Source organism: Streptomyces sp. GbtcB6 (genome assembly GCF_019091475.1).
GTDB classification, from domain to species: Bacteria; Actinomycetota; Actinomycetes; order Streptomycetales; family Streptomycetaceae; genus Streptomyces; species Streptomyces hyaluromycini.
This window is the reverse complement of sequence record NZ_JAGXJL010000056.1, coordinates 18,771-34,984: the sequence shown is the minus strand read 5'-3', so window position 1 is coordinate 34,984 and position 16,214 is coordinate 18,771. Positions and strand designations below refer to the sequence as shown.

At 71.1% G+C, this 16,214-nt stretch carries 18 protein-coding genes; 8 read left to right on the top strand and 10 right to left on the bottom strand.

The genetic code is table 11. The features are described from left to right. The first annotated feature begins 41 nt into the window (after window positions 1-41). The gene (locus tag KVT45_RS46200; protein WP_217555941.1) at window positions 42-1,304 is read left to right on the top strand and encodes an acyl-CoA dehydrogenase family protein; all 1,263 of its coding nucleotides are present in this window, start codon (window positions 42-44) and stop codon (window positions 1,302-1,304) included. 108 nt (window positions 1,305-1,412) lie between these two features. On the opposite strand, the gene KVT45_RS46195 is transcribed toward KVT45_RS46200, so the two are convergent. From KVT45_RS46195 to KVT45_RS46185, 3 genes are read right to left on the bottom strand one after another with little or no spacing between them, the layout of a single operon-like run. After that, window positions 1,413-1,958, bottom strand: coding sequence for a cupin domain-containing protein (locus KVT45_RS46195; protein WP_217555939.1), 546 nt, complete (start codon window positions 1,956-1,958; stop codon window positions 1,413-1,415). A gap of 7 nt (window positions 1,959-1,965) precedes the next feature. Beyond that, window positions 1,966-3,204, bottom strand: coding sequence for a cytochrome P450 (locus KVT45_RS46190; protein ID WP_217555937.1), 1,239 nt, complete (start codon window positions 3,202-3,204; stop codon window positions 1,966-1,968). 2 nt (window positions 3,205-3,206) lie between these two features. Continuing rightward, window positions 3,207-4,274, bottom strand: a complete 1,068-nt coding sequence (locus tag KVT45_RS46185) for a type III polyketide synthase (RefSeq protein ID WP_217555935.1) — start codon at window positions 4,272-4,274, stop codon at window positions 3,207-3,209. Window positions 4,275-4,459: 185 nt separating this feature from the next. On the opposite strand from KVT45_RS46185, the gene KVT45_RS46180 reads away from it, so the two are divergent. Next, window positions 4,460-5,122: a transcriptional regulator gene (locus tag KVT45_RS46180; RefSeq protein ID WP_217555933.1), complete on the top strand. Its 663-nt coding sequence runs from the start codon at window positions 4,460-4,462 to the stop codon at window positions 5,120-5,122. Window positions 5,123-5,203: 81 nt separating this feature from the next. On the opposite strand, the gene KVT45_RS46175 is transcribed toward KVT45_RS46180, so the two are convergent. The 5 genes from KVT45_RS46175 to KVT45_RS57885 form a co-directional block, all read right to left on the bottom strand. Then, complete coding sequence (locus tag KVT45_RS46175) at window positions 5,204-5,434, bottom strand: DUF6213 family protein (protein ID WP_089105419.1); 231 nt, start codon at window positions 5,432-5,434, stop codon at window positions 5,204-5,206. 25 nt (window positions 5,435-5,459) lie between these two features. Next, window positions 5,460-6,845, bottom strand: coding sequence for an NADP-dependent succinic semialdehyde dehydrogenase (locus tag KVT45_RS46170; protein ID WP_217555931.1), 1,386 nt, complete (start codon window positions 6,843-6,845; stop codon window positions 5,460-5,462). A 75-nt stretch (window positions 6,846-6,920) separates the two neighbouring features. Then, window positions 6,921-7,388: an NUDIX domain-containing protein gene (locus KVT45_RS46165; RefSeq protein ID WP_217555929.1), complete on the bottom strand. Its 468-nt coding sequence runs from the start codon at window positions 7,386-7,388 to the stop codon at window positions 6,921-6,923. Then, on the bottom strand, window positions 7,385-8,923 hold the full coding sequence (locus tag KVT45_RS46160) for an ATP-dependent DNA ligase (protein ID WP_217555928.1): 1,539 nt from the start codon (window positions 8,921-8,923) through the stop codon (window positions 7,385-7,387). The genes KVT45_RS46165 and KVT45_RS46160 overlap by 4 nt, the downstream gene beginning before the upstream one ends. Window positions 8,924-8,952: 29 nt before the next feature. Beyond that, window positions 8,953-9,138, bottom strand: coding sequence for an FAD-binding protein (locus KVT45_RS57885; RefSeq protein WP_302832647.1), 186 nt, complete (start codon window positions 9,136-9,138; stop codon window positions 8,953-8,955). 78 nt (window positions 9,139-9,216) lie between these two features. On the opposite strand from KVT45_RS57885, the gene KVT45_RS46150 reads away from it, so the two are divergent. From KVT45_RS46150 to KVT45_RS46125, 6 genes are all read left to right on the top strand, one after another. Then, entirely contained in the window at window positions 9,217-9,789 is a 573-nt protein-coding gene (locus KVT45_RS46150; RefSeq protein WP_089105415.1) for a helix-turn-helix domain-containing protein, read from the top strand. Between the two features lie 110 nt (window positions 9,790-9,899). Then, window positions 9,900-10,868: an NADPH:quinone oxidoreductase family protein gene (locus tag KVT45_RS46145; RefSeq protein WP_217555926.1), complete on the top strand. Its 969-nt coding sequence runs from the start codon at window positions 9,900-9,902 to the stop codon at window positions 10,866-10,868. Beyond that, window positions 10,865-12,046 (top strand): acyl-CoA dehydrogenase family protein, encoded by a 1,182-nt coding sequence (locus tag KVT45_RS46140; RefSeq protein WP_217555924.1) that lies wholly within the window; start codon window positions 10,865-10,867, stop codon window positions 12,044-12,046. Before KVT45_RS46145 ends, KVT45_RS46140 begins: the two co-directional genes overlap by 4 nt. Beyond that, window positions 12,043-13,134: an acyl-CoA dehydrogenase family protein gene (locus KVT45_RS46135; RefSeq protein ID WP_217555922.1), complete on the top strand. Its 1,092-nt coding sequence runs from the start codon at window positions 12,043-12,045 to the stop codon at window positions 13,132-13,134. Before KVT45_RS46140 ends, KVT45_RS46135 begins: the two co-directional genes overlap by 4 nt. 209 nt (window positions 13,135-13,343) lie before the next feature. Further along, complete coding sequence (locus KVT45_RS46130) at window positions 13,344-14,207, top strand: phosphatidylinositol-specific phospholipase C/glycerophosphodiester phosphodiesterase family protein (RefSeq protein WP_217555920.1); 864 nt, start codon at window positions 13,344-13,346, stop codon at window positions 14,205-14,207. 102 nt (window positions 14,208-14,309) lie between these two features. Continuing rightward, entirely contained in the window at window positions 14,310-14,504 is a 195-nt protein-coding gene (locus KVT45_RS46125) for a hypothetical protein (RefSeq protein WP_089105410.1), read from the top strand. Window positions 14,505-14,513: 9 nt separating this feature from the next. Here the strand turns inward: KVT45_RS46125 and KVT45_RS46120 are convergent, their stop codons facing one another. Together KVT45_RS46120 and KVT45_RS46115 are read right to left on the bottom strand one after the other, a co-directional pair. Then, window positions 14,514-15,689, bottom strand: a complete 1,176-nt coding sequence (locus KVT45_RS46120) for a phosphodiester glycosidase family protein (RefSeq protein WP_217555918.1) — start codon at window positions 15,687-15,689, stop codon at window positions 14,514-14,516. 144 nt (window positions 15,690-15,833) lie between these two features. Beyond that, entirely contained in the window at window positions 15,834-16,202 is a 369-nt protein-coding gene (locus KVT45_RS46115; protein WP_189267543.1) for a DUF779 domain-containing protein, read from the bottom strand. Between the last annotated feature and the right edge of the window lie 12 nt (window positions 16,203-16,214).

The following is a 16,214-nucleotide window of genomic DNA, read 5'->3' as shown; positions in this document are numbered from 1 at the left end:
TTACCGCTAGTAACACATTATGCGCCGCCGCTGGAGGAGTCATGGCCGAGTTCACCATGGAACTCAACGACGAACAGAAGGAGGTCCGGGACTGGCTGCACGGTTTCGCCGCCGACGTCATCCGTCCCGCGGCCGCCGAATGGGACGAGCGTGAGGAGACTCCCTGGCCGGTCATCCAGGAGGCCGCGAAGGTCGGCATCTACTCCCTGGACTTCTACGCCCAGCAGTACTTCGACCCCACCGGCCTCGGCATCCCGATGGCCATGGAGGAGCTGTTCTGGGGCGACGCGGGCATCGCCCTGTCGATCGTGGGCACGGGCCTCGCCGCCGTCGGCGTCCTCGCCAACGGCACCGAGGAGCAGATCGGCACCTGGATCCCCCAGATGTACGGCGACGCCAACGACGTCAAGGTCGCCGCGTTCTGCTCCTCCGAGCCCGATGCCGGCTCCGACGTGGCCTCCCTGCGCACCCGGGCCGTCTACGACGAGGCCAAGGACGAGTGGGTGATCAACGGCACGAAGACCTGGGCGACCAACGGCGGCATCGCCAACGTCCACGTCGTCGTGGCGGTCGTCGACCCGGAGCTCGGCTCCAAGGGCCACGCCTCCTTCATCGTCCCGCCGGGGACGCCCGGGCTCTCCCAGGGCCAGAAGTTCAAGAAGCACGGGATCCGTGCCTCGCACACCGCCGAGGTCGTCCTCGACAACGTCCGGGTGCCCGGTTCCTGCCTGCTCGGCGGCAAGCAGAAGCTGGACGAGCGCCTGGCCCGGGCCCGGGAGCGGGCGAAGTCGGGCGGCATGGGGGTCCCCCCGCTCGAGCGAAGCCGAGAGTGGGGGAGGGTGAAGAACGCGGCGATGGCCACGTTCGAGGCCTCGCGGCCCGCCGTCGGTGCGATGGCCGTCGGTACGGCACGCGCGGCGTACGAGGTCGCCCTCGACTACGCCATGACCCGTGAGCAGTTCGGGCGGCCGATCATCGACAACCAGGGAGTGGCCTTCCAGCTCGCGGACATGCGGACGGCCATCGACGCGTCCCGGCTGCTGGTGTGGCGGGCGTCCTGGATGGCGATCAACGGCAGGCCCTTCACCGCGGCCGAGGGGTCGATGTCGAAGCTGTTCGCGAGCGAGACGGCGAAGAAGGTGACCGCCCAGGCGATCCAGATCCTGGGCGGCAACGGGTACACGCGGGAGTATCCGGTGGAGCGGATGCACCGGGATGCGGCGATCTACACGATCTTCGAGGGTACGAGTGAGATCCAGCGGTTGGTGATCGCGCGGACCTTGTCGGGGATGCCGATTCGGTAGCGCCGTGGGGGTGCGGGTGCGTTGCGGACGGACCGTGCGTTGTGGTTGCTCGCGCCCACGCGGCGGAGCCGCATATCGACAACGCCCCGCGCCCCTAGGTAGGACATCTCACCGGTGTTTCAAAGGCGTGAGTTGCTCGATGTCGTAGCGGCTCCGGAGTTCCTCGATCGCCTCGTGGTCCGGGGGGCCGTCGCTGCCGAGGATCTCCAGGAGCTCCTCGAAGTAGCGCTCGTGATCGGGCGGCGGCGATGCCTGGAAGAACATCTTCGCCGGAGTCTCCGTCGGGTTGGCGAAAGCGTGCGGGCACCCCGGTGGTACGACGATGACCGTACCCGGAGTCGCCCGCACCACCCTCGTGCCCGAACTCGACTCCCACTTCTGCCAGTTGTCGGGGGTGCGGATCAGGGGCTCGAAGGCGAGGACGTCCAGTTCGCCTTCGAGCACGTAGAACAACTCCTCGCTCCGGGTGTGCACATGGGCGCCCACGTCGAACCCCGGCGGGACCTCCACCTCGAAGGTGGAGGCGATCCGCGAGTGTGTGCCCGTCACTTTGAACGTGACGCGCTGAGCCGGTGTGTGGACCACGCGTCCCTGGCCCGGTGGCACGAGGAGTCCCTCCGCGAGTCCCTCAGCGAGTCCCTCGGTCGTCGTCATGGGCCACTCACCACGTCACCGGAAGCGCTTCGGGACCCCGGATCAACGCACCCTTTCTGAAGGGGACCTGCTCCGGGGGCACGGCGAGCCGCAGCCCGGGCAGCCGGTCGAGGAGGGCGTCGACCAGCAGCTCCTCCTCCAGCCTGCCCAGCTGGCCGCCGGGACAGTAGTGCGGGCCGAACCCGAAGGAGACGTGCGGGTTGGGGCTGCGGGAGAAGTCGATCGTCTCGGGGGCCGGGAAGACCTCCGGATCGCGGTTGGCGGCCAGGTACGAGACGTAGATCGGATCGCCCGCGCGGATCCGTACGCCCTTGATGTCCACGTCCTCCGTGGCGATCCGGGACAGCCCGACCGCGCTGCGGTGCGGGATGTAGCGCAGCAGCTCGTCGATCGCCCGGGGGCGGATCTCCGGCTCGGTGCGCAGCCGGTCGAGGAGGTCGGGGCGGGTCAGCAGCAGGTAGAACATCTGCCCGCTGTTGTTGGTGACCGCCTCGCCGCCGATCTGGAGGAGGACGGCGAGACCGACGGCCTCCTCCAGAGTCACCTCGCCGCGGCCCACGGCCGCGCCCAGCAGGGACGCCACGTCCTCGCCCGTACTGCCGTCGCGCAGGGTGACGAGGTCGGCGAAGTAGGCGCTCATCTCGCGCTTGGCCTTCTCGCTGACCTCCTTGCCGTGGCTGGAGGACAGGATCAGCTGCGTCCAGACGTGCATGGTGTGCCGGTCGGCGGCCGGCACGCCCATCACCTCGCAGATCACCGCGATGGGGAACGGGCTCAGGATCGCCGCCGTGAGATCGGCGGGCGGGCCGTCCTGGACGAGCTCGTCGACGAGCTCGTCCAGCATCCGGCGGGCCTTCTCCCGGACCCGCTCCACGCCCTTGCTGGTGAGCGCGGAGGCCACCGAGCGGCGCAGCCGCGTGTGGTCGGGCGGGTCCAGGAAGCCGACCGCGCCGCGGTCCGGGATGAAGTGCGGGGCCAGCCGGGTGACCGGCTGCTCCATCACCGCCTCGCGGCTGAACCGGAGGTCGTTGGCCACCATCCGTACGTCGTCGTACCGGGTGACCAGCCACGCCCAGCCCTCGCCGTTCGGAAGCTGGATCCGGGTGACCGGACCCTCCCGCATCAGCTCGGCCAGGGTGGGGTCGAAGTCCACCCCCGTCAGGTCCGGCACCTTCCAGTGCCGGACCGGACAGGCGGCCTCGCCGGGGGCCTCGTCGGCGGGGTCGAGCGGTTCGGTGAGCGTCATCTCTATCGAGCCGCCTCTTCGTTCGAACGCCGCCAGCGACCCAGCGACATTTCCGCGGTGATGCCGGGACCGAAGCCGGCCAGCAGGCCGCGCGCCTGGTGCTCGGCACCGCCCTCGTCGAACATCCGGCGCAGCGCGTCCAGGACGACGGCGCTGGCGATGTTGCCGTACTCGGTGAGCGTGGACCGGCTGAACCGGAAGGCGTGCGGGTCGACCTGGAGGAACTTGCTCAGGTCGTCCAGGATCCGCGGCCCGCCCGCGTGGACTATGTAGAAGTCCAGGTCGGACGCGTCCCAGCCGTGCAGTCCTGCCAGGTCCTGGAGAGCCGGCGCCAGCGGCTCCATGGTCGCCGGGACCCGCTTGTCCAGCAGGAAGTGGAACCCGGTGGCCCGCACGTCGTACATGATCCACTCCTCGGTCTTCGGGATCAGGTACGAGCCGTTGCGTTCGAGTTCGACGCCCGTGCCGCCCTTGCCGCGGACCACGGCGGCGGCGATGCCGTCACCGAAGAGGCCGTTGGAGAGCAGCGAGCCGACGCCGAGGTCGGTCGGCTGGTAGCACAGCGAGCAGAACTCGCAGGCCACGATGAGGGCGTTGGCGTCCGGGTACGCCGAGCAGAAGTCGTGCGCCCGGTTGATCGCCGCTCCGCCGGCCGCGCAGCCGAGCTGCGCGATGGGGATCTGGCGGGTGGTGGAGTCGAAGTCCATCTCGTTGATCAGCCACGCCGTGAGCGAGGGCATCATGAAGCCCGTGCACGAGACGTAGATGATCACGTCGATGTCGGTGGTGAGCAGTTCGGCGTCGTCGAGTGCTCGCTGGATGACTGCGGGGACCCGGGACTTGGCCTCGACCTCGTAGAGCTTGTTGCGCTCCTCGAAGCCGGGGTGCTTCAGGGTTTCCTCGATCGGCTGCACGATGTGCCGGGTGCGAACGCCCGTGTTCTCGATCAGTCTCAGCGCCAGCGGCAGCTGCGGGTGGTTCTCGTGGTGGGAGCGCGCCAGTTCCAGCGTCTCCTCCATCGTGATCACGTACTCCGGGACCGACACTGAGGGTTTGCACAAAGTCGCCATGAACCGTGCCTGCTTTCAGCCTTCCGGCGGGTTTGGGCCCGACCGGTCAGAGAGGTGGTTCACCTCAGGAGGTGGTTCCCTCACGATCACCCGTGAGGGCGATGATCTCTCGCCGGACTACTCCGAACCGGTGACCCCGTGTCAGGGTCGGAGCAGCACAGAGCTATCCGGACGAGGAGGACGCGATGCCCGGCACGGCCGCGGAAATGCTGAAAACGACCAGGTCAGAGCTAGCCCCGAACCCGAACGCCAATCCATTGGTCCCCCTCGTCGCCAGCGGCCGGGCGAGCCTGGAGACACTCGCCGCACTTGCCCTGGAACAACACCAAGTGATCCCCGCCGACCGACGCGCGTTCCTGCATCTGGCGCAGCGCGCCTCCGAGGAGCCGGCGGCCGCCGGGTTCTTCACCATGCTGGCCGAGGGCGAGGAACTGGCGGCAGAGCGGCTGGGCGCGTTCACCGAGGCGTGCGAAGTGGATGAAGAGCGCATGCAAGCGTACGAGCCCCTGCCGGGCTGCCAGGCGTACCCGGCGTACATCTCCTGGCTCGCCCTCAACGCAACCCCGACGGACGCGGTCCTGGCCATCACGGCCAACTTCGCGACGTGGGGCACCTATTGCGCGAGCATCGCGCAGGGCCTGCGCACGCACTACGCCTTCACGGACGAGGCCTGCGCCTTCTTCGACTTCTTCGCCGAACCGGCCCCGGCGTTGGACGTACAGGCAACGGCGGCGGTGCAGGCGGGACTGGAGTCAGGCCGCCTGGACGAGAAGCAGGTGTACGCCTACGGCCGCTTGCTCCAGGCATACGAGGAGATGTTCTGGTCGACGTTGGGCGAGACTCCCTAGGGGCGCGGGGCTGTATCGATTTGCGGCTGCCGCCGCGTGGGCGCGAGCAACCCCCACCCACCCGCACCCGCCGAACGACCGTCACTCCCCACTGCTATGGGCGATACAAGCCACGTCGATCCGGTCGGCGAGCTTCGCCAGCTCAATGGTCAGAGCGGCCACCGTGTCCTCGTCCAGCCCACCTTCGTCGGCCTCCACCAGACGCAGCCACCGTGCCCCCAACGTCCGCAACAACTTACTCACGTCGGCCGCGGCCACCTGCAAGGTACCGCGGTCGTCGACGATCAGAGGCAGGGTCACTTCGCGGTTCACACCCGGGATCGTAGCCGTGCAACCGTCACGCACCCTGCCAAACGGTGGTGATGTTGCAGAACTCCCGGATTCCGTGCCCGGACAGCTCACGGCCGTACCCGGACCGCTTCACCCCGCCGAAGGGGAACGCCGGGTGGGAGGCGGTCATGCCGTTGACGAACACGCCACCGGCCTCCAGATCGCGTACGAACCGGTCCACCTCGGCCTCGTCCCGCGTCCACACGTTCGAACTCAGCCCGAAGGGCGAGTCGTTGGCGATGAGGATCGCCTCGTCCAGGTCCCCGGCCCGGTACAGCGTGGCCACCGGCCCGAACGCCTCCTCGCGGTGGATGCGCATGTCGCGGTGGATCCCGGCGAGCACGGTCGGCGGGTAGTACCAGCCGGGCCCGTCCGGCCGCTGCCCGCCGCACAGCACCTGCGCGCCCGACCGCCTGGCGTCCTCGACCAGCTCCTCCAGGTCCTTGCGCCCCTGCTCGCTCGCGAGCGGCCCGACGTCCGTCTCCTCCTCCATCGGGTCGCCCGTCCGCAGCGCCGCCATCCCCGCCACGAACCTCTCGGCGAACGCGTCGTAGACGTCCGCGTGCACGATGAACCGCTTCGCGGCGATGCACGACTGCCCGTTGTTCTGCACCCGCGCGGTCACCGCGATCCTCGCGGCCCGGTCGATGTCCGCCGAGGGCATCACCACGTAGGGGTCGCTGCCGCCCAGCTCCAGCACCGTCTTCTTGACCATCTCCCCGGCGGTGGAGGCCACGGCCCGGCCCGCGGGCTCGCTGCCGGTGAGCGTCGCCGCCTTCACCCGCTCGTCGCGCAGGACGTCGTCGACCGCGCCGGAGCCGATCAGCAGGGTCTGGAAGCAGCCCTCGGTGAACCCGGCCCGGTGGAACAGGTCCTCCAGGTACAGGGCGGTCTGCGGGACGTTGGACGCGTGCTTGAGCAGACCCACGTTGCCCGCCATCAGCGCGGGCGCGGCGAAGCGGACCACCTGCCAGAGCGGGAAGTTCCACGGCATCACGGCGAGCACCGGCCCGATCGGGCGGTAGCGCACCCGGACCCGGGACGCGCCCGAGTCCTTCACGTCCGCCTCCGCCGGCTCCTCGTCGGCCAGCAGCTCCGCAGCGTGGTCGGCGTACCAGCGCATCGCCCTCGCGCACTTGGCGGCCTCCGCACGGGCCTGCTTCAGCGGCTTGCCCATCTCGGTGGTCATGGTGCGCGCGATGTCGTCCAGGTCCGCGTCCAGCAGGTCGGCGGCCCGGTGCAGCAGCCGGGCGCGCTCGGCGAAGGTGCTCGTGCGGTACGTGCGGAACGTCGCCTCGGCGAGTTCGAGCCGGCGTTCGAGCTCGTCCTCGTCCATGGCCTCGAACGTTTCGAGCGTCTCGCCGTTCGCCGGGTTGACCGTCGCGATGGGCATGGCTGACCTCCCTGGGAGCGGGCTTGCTACGACCTTCCCGCGCGGCCGGGCCGACCGCAACGTAGGAGGCTCCGTTCAGCCCGAGTGCTCCGCCAGCCGGTCCAGAAACGCGGCCTGGGCCTTGACGATCACCTCGCGGGCCCGGTCGGGGGTCAGCCAGGCCACCCGGTCCAGCTCCGGGAACTCCTGGATCCGGCCCGACCGCGGCGGCCACTCCATCACGAAGGTGCCGGGTTCGATCGTGGCCGGGTCCAGGTCCGCCTCGATCGCCCACGCCGTCACGATCTTGCCGTTGGTCTGCCGGACCTCGCCCAGCTCGATCGCCTCGCCGTCCGGCGGCGGCAGGCCCAGCTCCTCCTGGAACTCGCGCCGGGCCGCCGCCCAGGCCGGCTCGTCCGGCTCGTACTCGCCCTTGGGGACGGTCCAGGCGCCCGCGTCCTTCTTCGCGAAGTACGGCCCGCCCATATGGCCGAGCAACACCTCAAGGCCCTCGCCGGTATGCCGGAACAACAGCAGTCCGGCGCTTCGCTTCGGCTCGGTCAACGCCGTACCTCCGGGTGCGCGGCCAGCAGGGTCTCCACCGTATCGGCCTCCTCCGGCCGCTTGTCCTCGCGGTAGCGGACCACCCGGGCGAAGCGCAGGGTGACGCCGGCCGGGTAGCGGGAGGACCGCTGCAGGCCGTCATAGGCGATCTCGACGACGAGTTCGGGGCGTACGGTCACCACCCAGCCGTCGTCCGAGACCTCCAGCTCCTTGAGGCGGGCGGTCTGCCACTCCAGCATCGCGTCGGTCATGCCCTTGAACGTCTTGCCGAGCATCGCGAAGGTGCCGTCCGCGTCGCGGGCGCCGAGGTGGAGGTTGGAGAGCCTGCCGGTGCGGCGGCCGTGGCCCCATTCGGCGGCCAGGACCACCAGGTCGAGGGTGTGGACGGGCTTGACCTTCAGCCAGGAGGCGCCCCGGCGGCCGGCGCTGTAGGGGGCGTCCAGGGCCTTGACGACCACGCCCTCGTGGCCGCGGGCGAGGGTGGCCGCGAGGAACTCCTCGGCGGCCGTCGTGTCGTCCGGCCCGGACACCAGCGCCCGGCGCACCCGCATCGGCTCGGGGACCAGCCGGGCCAGCTCCGCGTGGCGGTCGGCGAAGGGAAGGTCGAGCAGGTCGTGGCCGTCGACCGAGAGCGCGTCGAAGAAGACGGGGCAGACCGGGACCTCCCGCGCCGCCTTCGCCACGTCCGTCCGGGAGCCGACCCGGCCCGCCGTCTCCTGGAAGGAGCGGGGCCGGCCGTCCGCGTCGAAGGAGATCACCTCGCCGTCCAGGATGAACCGCTCGCCGCTCAACTCCCTTGCGGCGGAGGTCACTTCGGGGAGACGTTCGGTGATGTCATCGAGCGTCCGGGTGAAGATCCGTACCGTGTCGCCGTCCCGGTGGACCTGGACCCGGATGCCGTCCAGCTTCTCCTCGACCGCGCAGCCGCCCAGCTTCTGCACCGCCTCGGCGACCGAGGAGGCGGTGTGCGCCAGCATGGGCAGCACCGGGCGGCCGACGGTGAGACGGAAGCGGTCCAGGGCCGGCGGGCCGTCCGCCAGCAGTGCCTCGGCCACCGTCTGGAGGGACCCGGCGAGCATCACCGCCCGGCGGACGGCGGCCGGGTCCGCGCCGGTCGCCTGCGCAAGGCCTTCGACGGCGACCGCGTCCAGGGCGCCCTGCCGCACCTCCCCGGTGATCAGCCCCAGCAGGAAGCGCTGTTCGTCCGCCGTCGCCGCGCCCATCAACTCGCCCGCGATCCTCACGCGTTCGGCCTGCGAGCCGGGTCCGGAGACCTTGCCCAGCTCGGTCAGCCGGGCGTCGACCCCGCGGACGGTGAGGGACGGCGCGGCGGCCGGTGTGACGGGCCGGCTCAGCACCTTCCAGCCGACGCCGAGCCTGCCCTGCGGGAGCCGGCCGGCCAGGTAGGGGATGACGACCGGTACGTCGTCGGGATCCGTCTCCCTGAAGAGCTCGGCGAGCAGCGCGGTCTTGCGGGACCTGGCCGCGGTGGCGGCGACCTCCCGGGACACTTCGGCGAGCCGGGTCAGCAGCATGCAGCCATGGTGCAACGGGCGCGCCCGGACTACACCCGCACGGCCGCGTCCAGGTCCGGGAAGAGCAGTTCGCCGTTGATCGCCGCGCCGGCCCGGTAGCCCCGGCTCGCCGCGTCGACGACCAGGGTGCGGCGCCGGGCCCGGCCCAGGACCAGCGCGGCGGACAGCCCGGCCGCGCCGCCTCCGACGACGACCACCTCGTACGTGTCGGTCATGGTGACCACCTCCGCGGCCGAGAGTCGCCCGGCCGCTGCCGGATTGACAAACGTCTTTGCCGAAACTGCAATGCAGGCATGACTACGGACGACGTCCTCGCGGGCGTGGGACCCCGGCTGCGCCGGCTCCGCAAGGAGCGGGAGGTCACCCTCGCCGCCCTCTCCGAGACCACCGGCATCTCGGTCAGCACCCTCTCCCGGCTGGAGTCCGGGCTGCGCAAGCCCAGCCTGGAGCTGCTGCTGCCGATCGCGCAGGCCCACCAGGTGCCCCTGGACGAACTGGTCGGCGCCCCGCCGGCCGGCGATCCCCGGGTGCGGGCCAAGCCGATGGAGCGCTACGGCCGCACCTTCCTGCCGCTCACCCGGCAGCCCGGCGGCCTGCAGGCCTTCAAGGTGGTCGAACCGAAACGGAAACTCGAACCCGAGCCGCGTACCCACGAGGGCTACGAGTGGCTGTACGTGCTGTCCGGGAAGCTGCGGCTGGTGCTCGGTGACCATGACGTGGTGCTGGGGGCGGGGGAGGCGGCCGAGTTCGACACCCGGGTGCCGCACTGGTTCGGGTCGACGGGGGAGGGGCCGGTGGAGTTCCTCAGCCTGTTCGGACCGCAGGGGGAGCGGATGCATGTGCGGGCGCGGCCGAAGAGGACGTGACGAATCCGGCGTTCCCCCGGGCGGCTGTTCCCTGGACGGCAAGCGACCGCTTAGTATGCGATGGACCCCGGTCAGACGACGCAGTCGACGCAGTCCCGTGGAGGCACCGCATGCAGGCATGGCAAGTGCACGAGAACGGCGAGCCGAGCGAGGTGATGCGGCTCCAGGAGGTGGAGCTGCCCACGCCCGGCGACGGCCAGGTGCTGCTCAGGGTGCGTGCCGCCAACATCAACTTCCCCGATGTCCTGATGTGCCGGGGGCACTACCAGGTGCGCCCGCCGCTGCCGTTCACCCCTGGGGTGGAGATCTGCGGTGAGACCGAGGACGGACGCCGGGTGATCGCCAACCCCGTGCTGCCCCACGGCGGTCTCGCCGAGTACGCGGTCGCGGACGCCGCCGCGCTGCTGCCGGCCCCGGACGCGCTGGACGACTCCGAGGCCGCCGCGCTGCACATCGGCTACCAGACGGGCTGGTTCGGCCTGCACCGCCGGGCGGCCCTCCAGGCCGGCGAGACACTGCTCGTGCACGCCGCCGCCGGCGGGGTCGGCAGCGCGGCCGTCCAGCTCGGCAAGGCGGCCGGGGCGAGGGTGATCGGTGTCGTCGGCGGCGCCGACAAGGCCGCCGTGGCCCGCGAGCAGGGCTGCGACGTCGTCATCGACCGGCGCGCCGAGGACGTCGTCGCCGCCGTCAAGGAGGCCACCGGTGGCCTCGGCGCCGACGTGATCTACGACCCGGTCGGCGGCGAGGCCTACACCCAGTCCGCCAAGGTGGTCGCCTTCGAGGGCCGGATCGTGGTCGTCGGCTTCGCCAGCGGCACCATCCCGAGCCCGGCGCTCAACCACGCCCTGGTGAAGAACTACTCGATCATGGGCCTGCACTGGGGCCTGTACGCCACCAAGAACCCCAAGCTGATCCTGCACTGCCACCAGCAGCTCACCGAGCTGGCCGCCAAGGGCGCCATCAAGCCCCTGGTGAGCGAGCGGGTACCGCTCTCCGAGGCCGCGGCGGCCGTGCAGCGGGTCGGTGACGGCGTCACCACCGGCCGGGTCACCGTCGTACCGAAGGGAGCCGCAGCATGACCGACGCTGCCGAACTGGAGCGCCGCACAGCCGAGTTGCTGGCCGCACACCCGCCCGCGACGACCGGGAAGCTCGACTTCCTCAAGGCCCGTTTCGACGCGGGACTTGCGTGGGTGCACTACCCGGAGGGCCTCGGCGGCCTCGGTGCCCCGCGCTCCCTCCAGGTCGTCGTGGACGCGGCGCTGGAGGCCGTGGGTGCCCCCGACAACGACTCGCGCCGCAACGGCATCGGGCTCGGCATGGCCGCGCCGACCATCCTCAAGTACGGCACGGAGGAGCAGAAGCAGCGCTATCTGCGGCCGCTGTGGATCGGGGAGGAGGTCTGGTGCCAGCTGTTCAGCGAGCCGGGCGCCGGCTCCGACCTGGCCGCGCTGGGCACCCGGGCCGTCCGTGAGGGCGACGACTGGGTCGTCAACGGGCAGAAGGTGTGGACCTCCGGTGCGCACAACTCCCACTGGGCCATCCTCATCGCCCGCACCGACCCGAACGTGCCCAAGCACGCGGGCATCACCTACTTCATCTGCGACATGACCGACCCGGGCGTGGACGTCCGCCCGCTGCGGCAGGTCACCGGCGAGGCCGAGTTCAACGAGGTCTTCCTCACCGACGTCCGCATCCCCGACTCCCGCCGCCTCGGCGCGATCGGCGACGGCTGGCGGGTCGCGCAGACCACGCTGAACAACGAGCGCGTCGCCATCGGCGGCATGCGGCTGCCCCGCGAGGGCGGCATGATCGGCCCGGTCGCGAAGACCTGGCGCGAACGCCCCGAACTGCGCACCCACGACCTGCACCAGCGGCTGCTGAAGCTGTGGGTCGAGTCCGAGGTCGCCCGGCTCACCGCCGAACGGCTGCGCCAGCAGCTCGTCGCCGGACAGCCAGGCCCCGAGGGTGCCGGCATGAAGCTCGCCTTCGCCCGCCTCAACCAGGAGATCAGCGGCCTTGAGGTCGAACTCCGCGGCGAGGAAGGCCTGTTGTACGACGACTGGACCCTGCGCCGGCCCGAACTGGTGGACTTCGTCGGCCGCGACGCCGGCTACCGCTACCTCCGTGCCAAGGGCAACAGCATCGAGGGCGGGACCAGCGAGGTCCTGCTGAACATCGTCGCCGAACGCGTCCTGGGCCTGCCCTCGGAGCCGCGCACCGACAAGGACGTCGCGTGGAAGGACCTCGCCCGATGACAACGCAGAGCACACAGCCCGACCTGCTGTACTCGGAGGAGGAAGAGGCGCTGCGGGCCGCAGTGCGGGATCTGCTCGCCGACCACTGCGACGCGCCGGGCGTCATCGCCCGCACCGAGTCGGACGTCCCGCACGACGCGGCCGCCTGGAAGGCCCTCACCGAGGGCATGGGGCTCGCCGGGCTGCTGGTACCGGAGAAGCTGGGCGGCCAGGGCGCCTCGCACCGCGAAGTCGCCGTCGTCCTGGAGGAGCTGGGGCGGGCGGTGGCGCCCGTGCCGTATCTGACCAGTGCCGTGGTGGCGACCGAGGCGCTGCTGGCCTGCGGCGACGAGGAGCTGCTCGGCGAGCTGGCGTCCGGGCGGACCGTCGGGGCGCTGGCCGTGGGGCTGCACGTCGCCCCGGGGGCCGCGTTCACCGCCGTACGCGTCGAGGACGGGCGACTGCACGGTGAGCTGACCGGGATCGCGGACGCGGTCGCCGCGGACGTGCTGCTGGTGCCCGGGGACGACGGCGGGCTGTACGCGGTCGAGGCCGGCGCCGTGACCGTCACCCCGCAGGTGTCCTTCGACCTGACCCGGCCGCTCGCCACGGTGACCCTGGACGGGGCGGTGGGGCGCCGCGTGGGCGACGCGGAGCCCGCGGTACGGCGTGCACTGCGGGCCGGGGCCGGGCTGCTGGCCTCCGAGCAGTTCGGCCTCGCCGAGTGGGCGTTGACCGAGACCGTGCGGTATCTCAAGGAGCGCAAGCAGTTCAACCGGCCGGTGGGCGGGTTCCAGGCGATCAAGCACCGGCTGGCGCAGCTGTGGCTGGAGGTCGTCAACCTCCGCGCGGCGGCGCGCAGTGCAGCCGACGCGCTGGCCTCCGGCGAGGACGCCGATGTGTTGGTGGCCGTTGCGCAGGCCTACGCGGGGCCGGTTGCCGTGCATGCTGCCGAGGAGGCCCTGCAGTTGCATGCGGGGATCGGGATGACCTGGGAACATCCGATTCATCTTTACTTGAAGCGGGCCAAGGCTGATTCGATCGCTTTCGGTACGGCGGGGGCGCACCGAGAGGCGCTGGCCGGACTGGTCGACCTTCAAGCGCCCTGATTTTCGGTCGTCGACCGCGGGTGCGTGGGGGCTGGTCGCGCACCCGCGGCGGAGCCGCATATCCGACACAGCCCCGCGCCCCTTTGGGGCGCGTATGAAATGAACCGGGGGTGGCAGTCCGGCCAACCTCCTGCGCAGATACACCAATTGGGCTCTGCTCGAACGCATACTCCCTTCGGTCCCTCATGGCCCTACAAGGGAGGCAGAGCATGGCCCTCACCACCCGTCGCAGAGCCCTCACCACCCTCGGTGCCGCCCTCGCCGGTGCCGTCGTGCTGCCCGGCGCGCAAGCGTGGGCGGGCGGCGGTCACCGAAGCCGGCGGCCGCTGTGGCGTGCCCACGCCCACAACGACTACGAGCACACCCACCCCCTCCACGACGCCCTCGACCACCGCTTCGGCAGCGTCGAGGCCGACATCTTCCTCGTCGGTGACCAGTTGCTGATCGGTCACACCGAGGACGACCTCGACCCGACGCGCACCCTCGAATCCCTCTACCTCGACCCGCTGGCCGCGATCGTCGAGGCCAACCACGGCTCCGTGTACCGCGGTTGGCGCAAGCCGCTGCAACTGCTGATCGACATCAAGACCGAGGGCTCCTCGACCTACTTGGAGCTCGACCGGCATCTGCGGCGCTACCCGCACCTGTTCACGACGTACCGCCACGGCCGGGTCGTCCCCGGTGCGGTCACCAACGTCATCTCAGGTGACCGTGCCGCCCGCGCGCCGATGGAGGCCCAGAGCGTCCGCCGGGCCTTCTACGACGGCCGGCTCACCGACCTCGGCACCTCGGCGCCCGCCTCCTTCGTCCCGCTGATCAGCGACAACTGGCAGCTCAACTTCACCTGGCTCGGCGAGGGCGCGTTCCCCGACGCGGAGCGGCAGAAGCTGCGCGACATCATCGGCCAGGCACACGACCGCGGCCAGGCGGTGCGCTTCTGGAACACCCCCGACCTGGCCGGCCCCGCCCGTGACGCGCTGTGGGGCGAGCTGTTCACCGCCGGTATCGACTACTTCAACACCGACGACCTGGCCGGCCTGGAGGCCTTCCTGGACGCCCACGCGGCGTCGTAACACCACTCGAACGGGGGTCGTGTCAACCGCACGGGCCTGCCCTCCGCTACGCCACACTTGCGGGCGAACGCCCTGAAACGGGCGTGGCGGAGGAGGTTCGCGATGGCCGTTTCGATCTCTGTGGTGCTGCTGCTCCTGTTGCTGGCCGTGATCTTCATGCGCCAGGGCGCGCTGAAGATCTCGCACGCCCTGGTCTGCATGCTGTTCGGGTTCTTTCTGGCCAGTACCAGCATGGCGCCGACCATCACCAGCGGGCTCACCGCGACCGCCGATCTGGTCAGCAGTCTGAAACCCTGAGTCATCCGCTCAGGGTTTCCAGAAGACCCCGATCCCGTTCGCCACGGCGCGCTCCGGGCTGTCGGTCGGGTGGTTGAGCACGCTCACCGTCTTCGCCCCCGCGGTGCGGGCCACCATCGTCGTGGAGCCGCCGCCGTCCAGACTGAACGCGTCGGCTGCTCCCAACTGCCGCATCTCGTCCGCCACTTCGGCAATGGTCATGCCGCTGCGGTAGGCCACCGCGCCGTCCAGCGCCAGCAGCAGAAGCGTGCGCCCGCCGTTCGCGTAGCCGACGGCCGTGCGCACGGCCGAGGTGGTGCCGTTCAGCCCGGCCAGCGGTTGGCCGTCGCGCAGCACCGGGTAGCCGCCGACCGCGAAGCGGTACCGGATCCAGGAGGCGGACGCCACCATGCGCTCGCGCACCGTGACCCGTTCGCCCTTGGTGAGGGCGCGCAGCTTGTCCGCGCCCGCCTCCCGGCCCAGCAGGACGGTCGTACCCGTGGCGATCGCACCGCTGCCCGGGGTGTCGGAGGTGGCGACGACCCTGCCGGCGCGGACCTGCACCTCGTAGGTGTCCGTGCTGCACCCGGCGGCCCGGTCGGTGTCCGAGCCGCAGGTGGCGCGCTTGCGGGAGGCCGGGCCCCAGGCGGCGGTATAGGCCCCGACGGACCCCTGCGCCAGCGCGTACTGGTTGAGGCCCCGCAGCGCCAGGGTGGCGTCGGGGGTGCGGACCGTGCCGGCGAGCGTCAGCCGGTCGAGCCGGGCCCGGCGGTCCACGCCGACGCCGAAGACGTCGGTGGTGTCGGTGCCGGGCGGCAGCGCCGGGCCGAACCGCTGGGCCGTCGGCACCGCCGCCTTGAGCGCCCTGCCGTGCGCGATCGCCGGACCGACGCTCGCGCCGGTCGCCTCGACGCCCGGGTGCTGGGTCTCGTTGATGTTGAAGAAGTCGCCGTTCACGCCCGCGACCGCGCCCGCCGCGTCCGCCATCGCGGACACCGGCGACCGTGCGGCCACCGCACCCGGGGAGAGCAGGTCCACGTGGACGTGCGGATCGGTCAGGTCGACGGTCAGCAGATGGGCGTGGACCGTGCCCTTGGCCGCCGGGACGTCGAACTGCCGGTAGGCGACACCGGACGCGATCTGCCGGGCGGAGCCCGACACGGCGCCGGCCGGTGCCGCCCCCGCGAGGGCCGCACCGGCCAGCATGCCGGACGTGGTGAGAATCGTGCACAGAGTTCGGGTCGTCGCTGCAAGTCGTCTCTGACGATGCGTCACCGCACCCCCTGATGTCTCGTCAAGTTCCTCAGGACTCGGGGGAAGTGCAGCAGACGAGAGTGACCGGCGGGGCTGCTAGCCGTCGACTACGCGAGAACGGGTGAGGAAACGCACCCCCTCGGGTGCCTCCAGGGAGAAGCCGCTCCCCCGTCCGGGTACCACGTCCACGATCAGCCGGGTGTGGCTCCACACCTCGTACTGGCTGCGGGACATCCAGAAGGTGACCGGCTGCTCGACACCGTCCACCGCCAGCTCGGCCAGCAGCACGTCCGAGCCGCCGGTGCGGAACTCGCCGTCGGGATAGCACATGGGCGCGCTGCCGTCGCAGCAGCCGCCGGACTGGTGGAACATCAGCGGGCCGTGCTCGGCGTGCAGCCTGCGCACCAGTTCGGCGGCCTGCGGGGTGAGTTCGACGCGCGGGGGCGTCGCTGTCGTGTCGGCCATGGTCACCCTCCT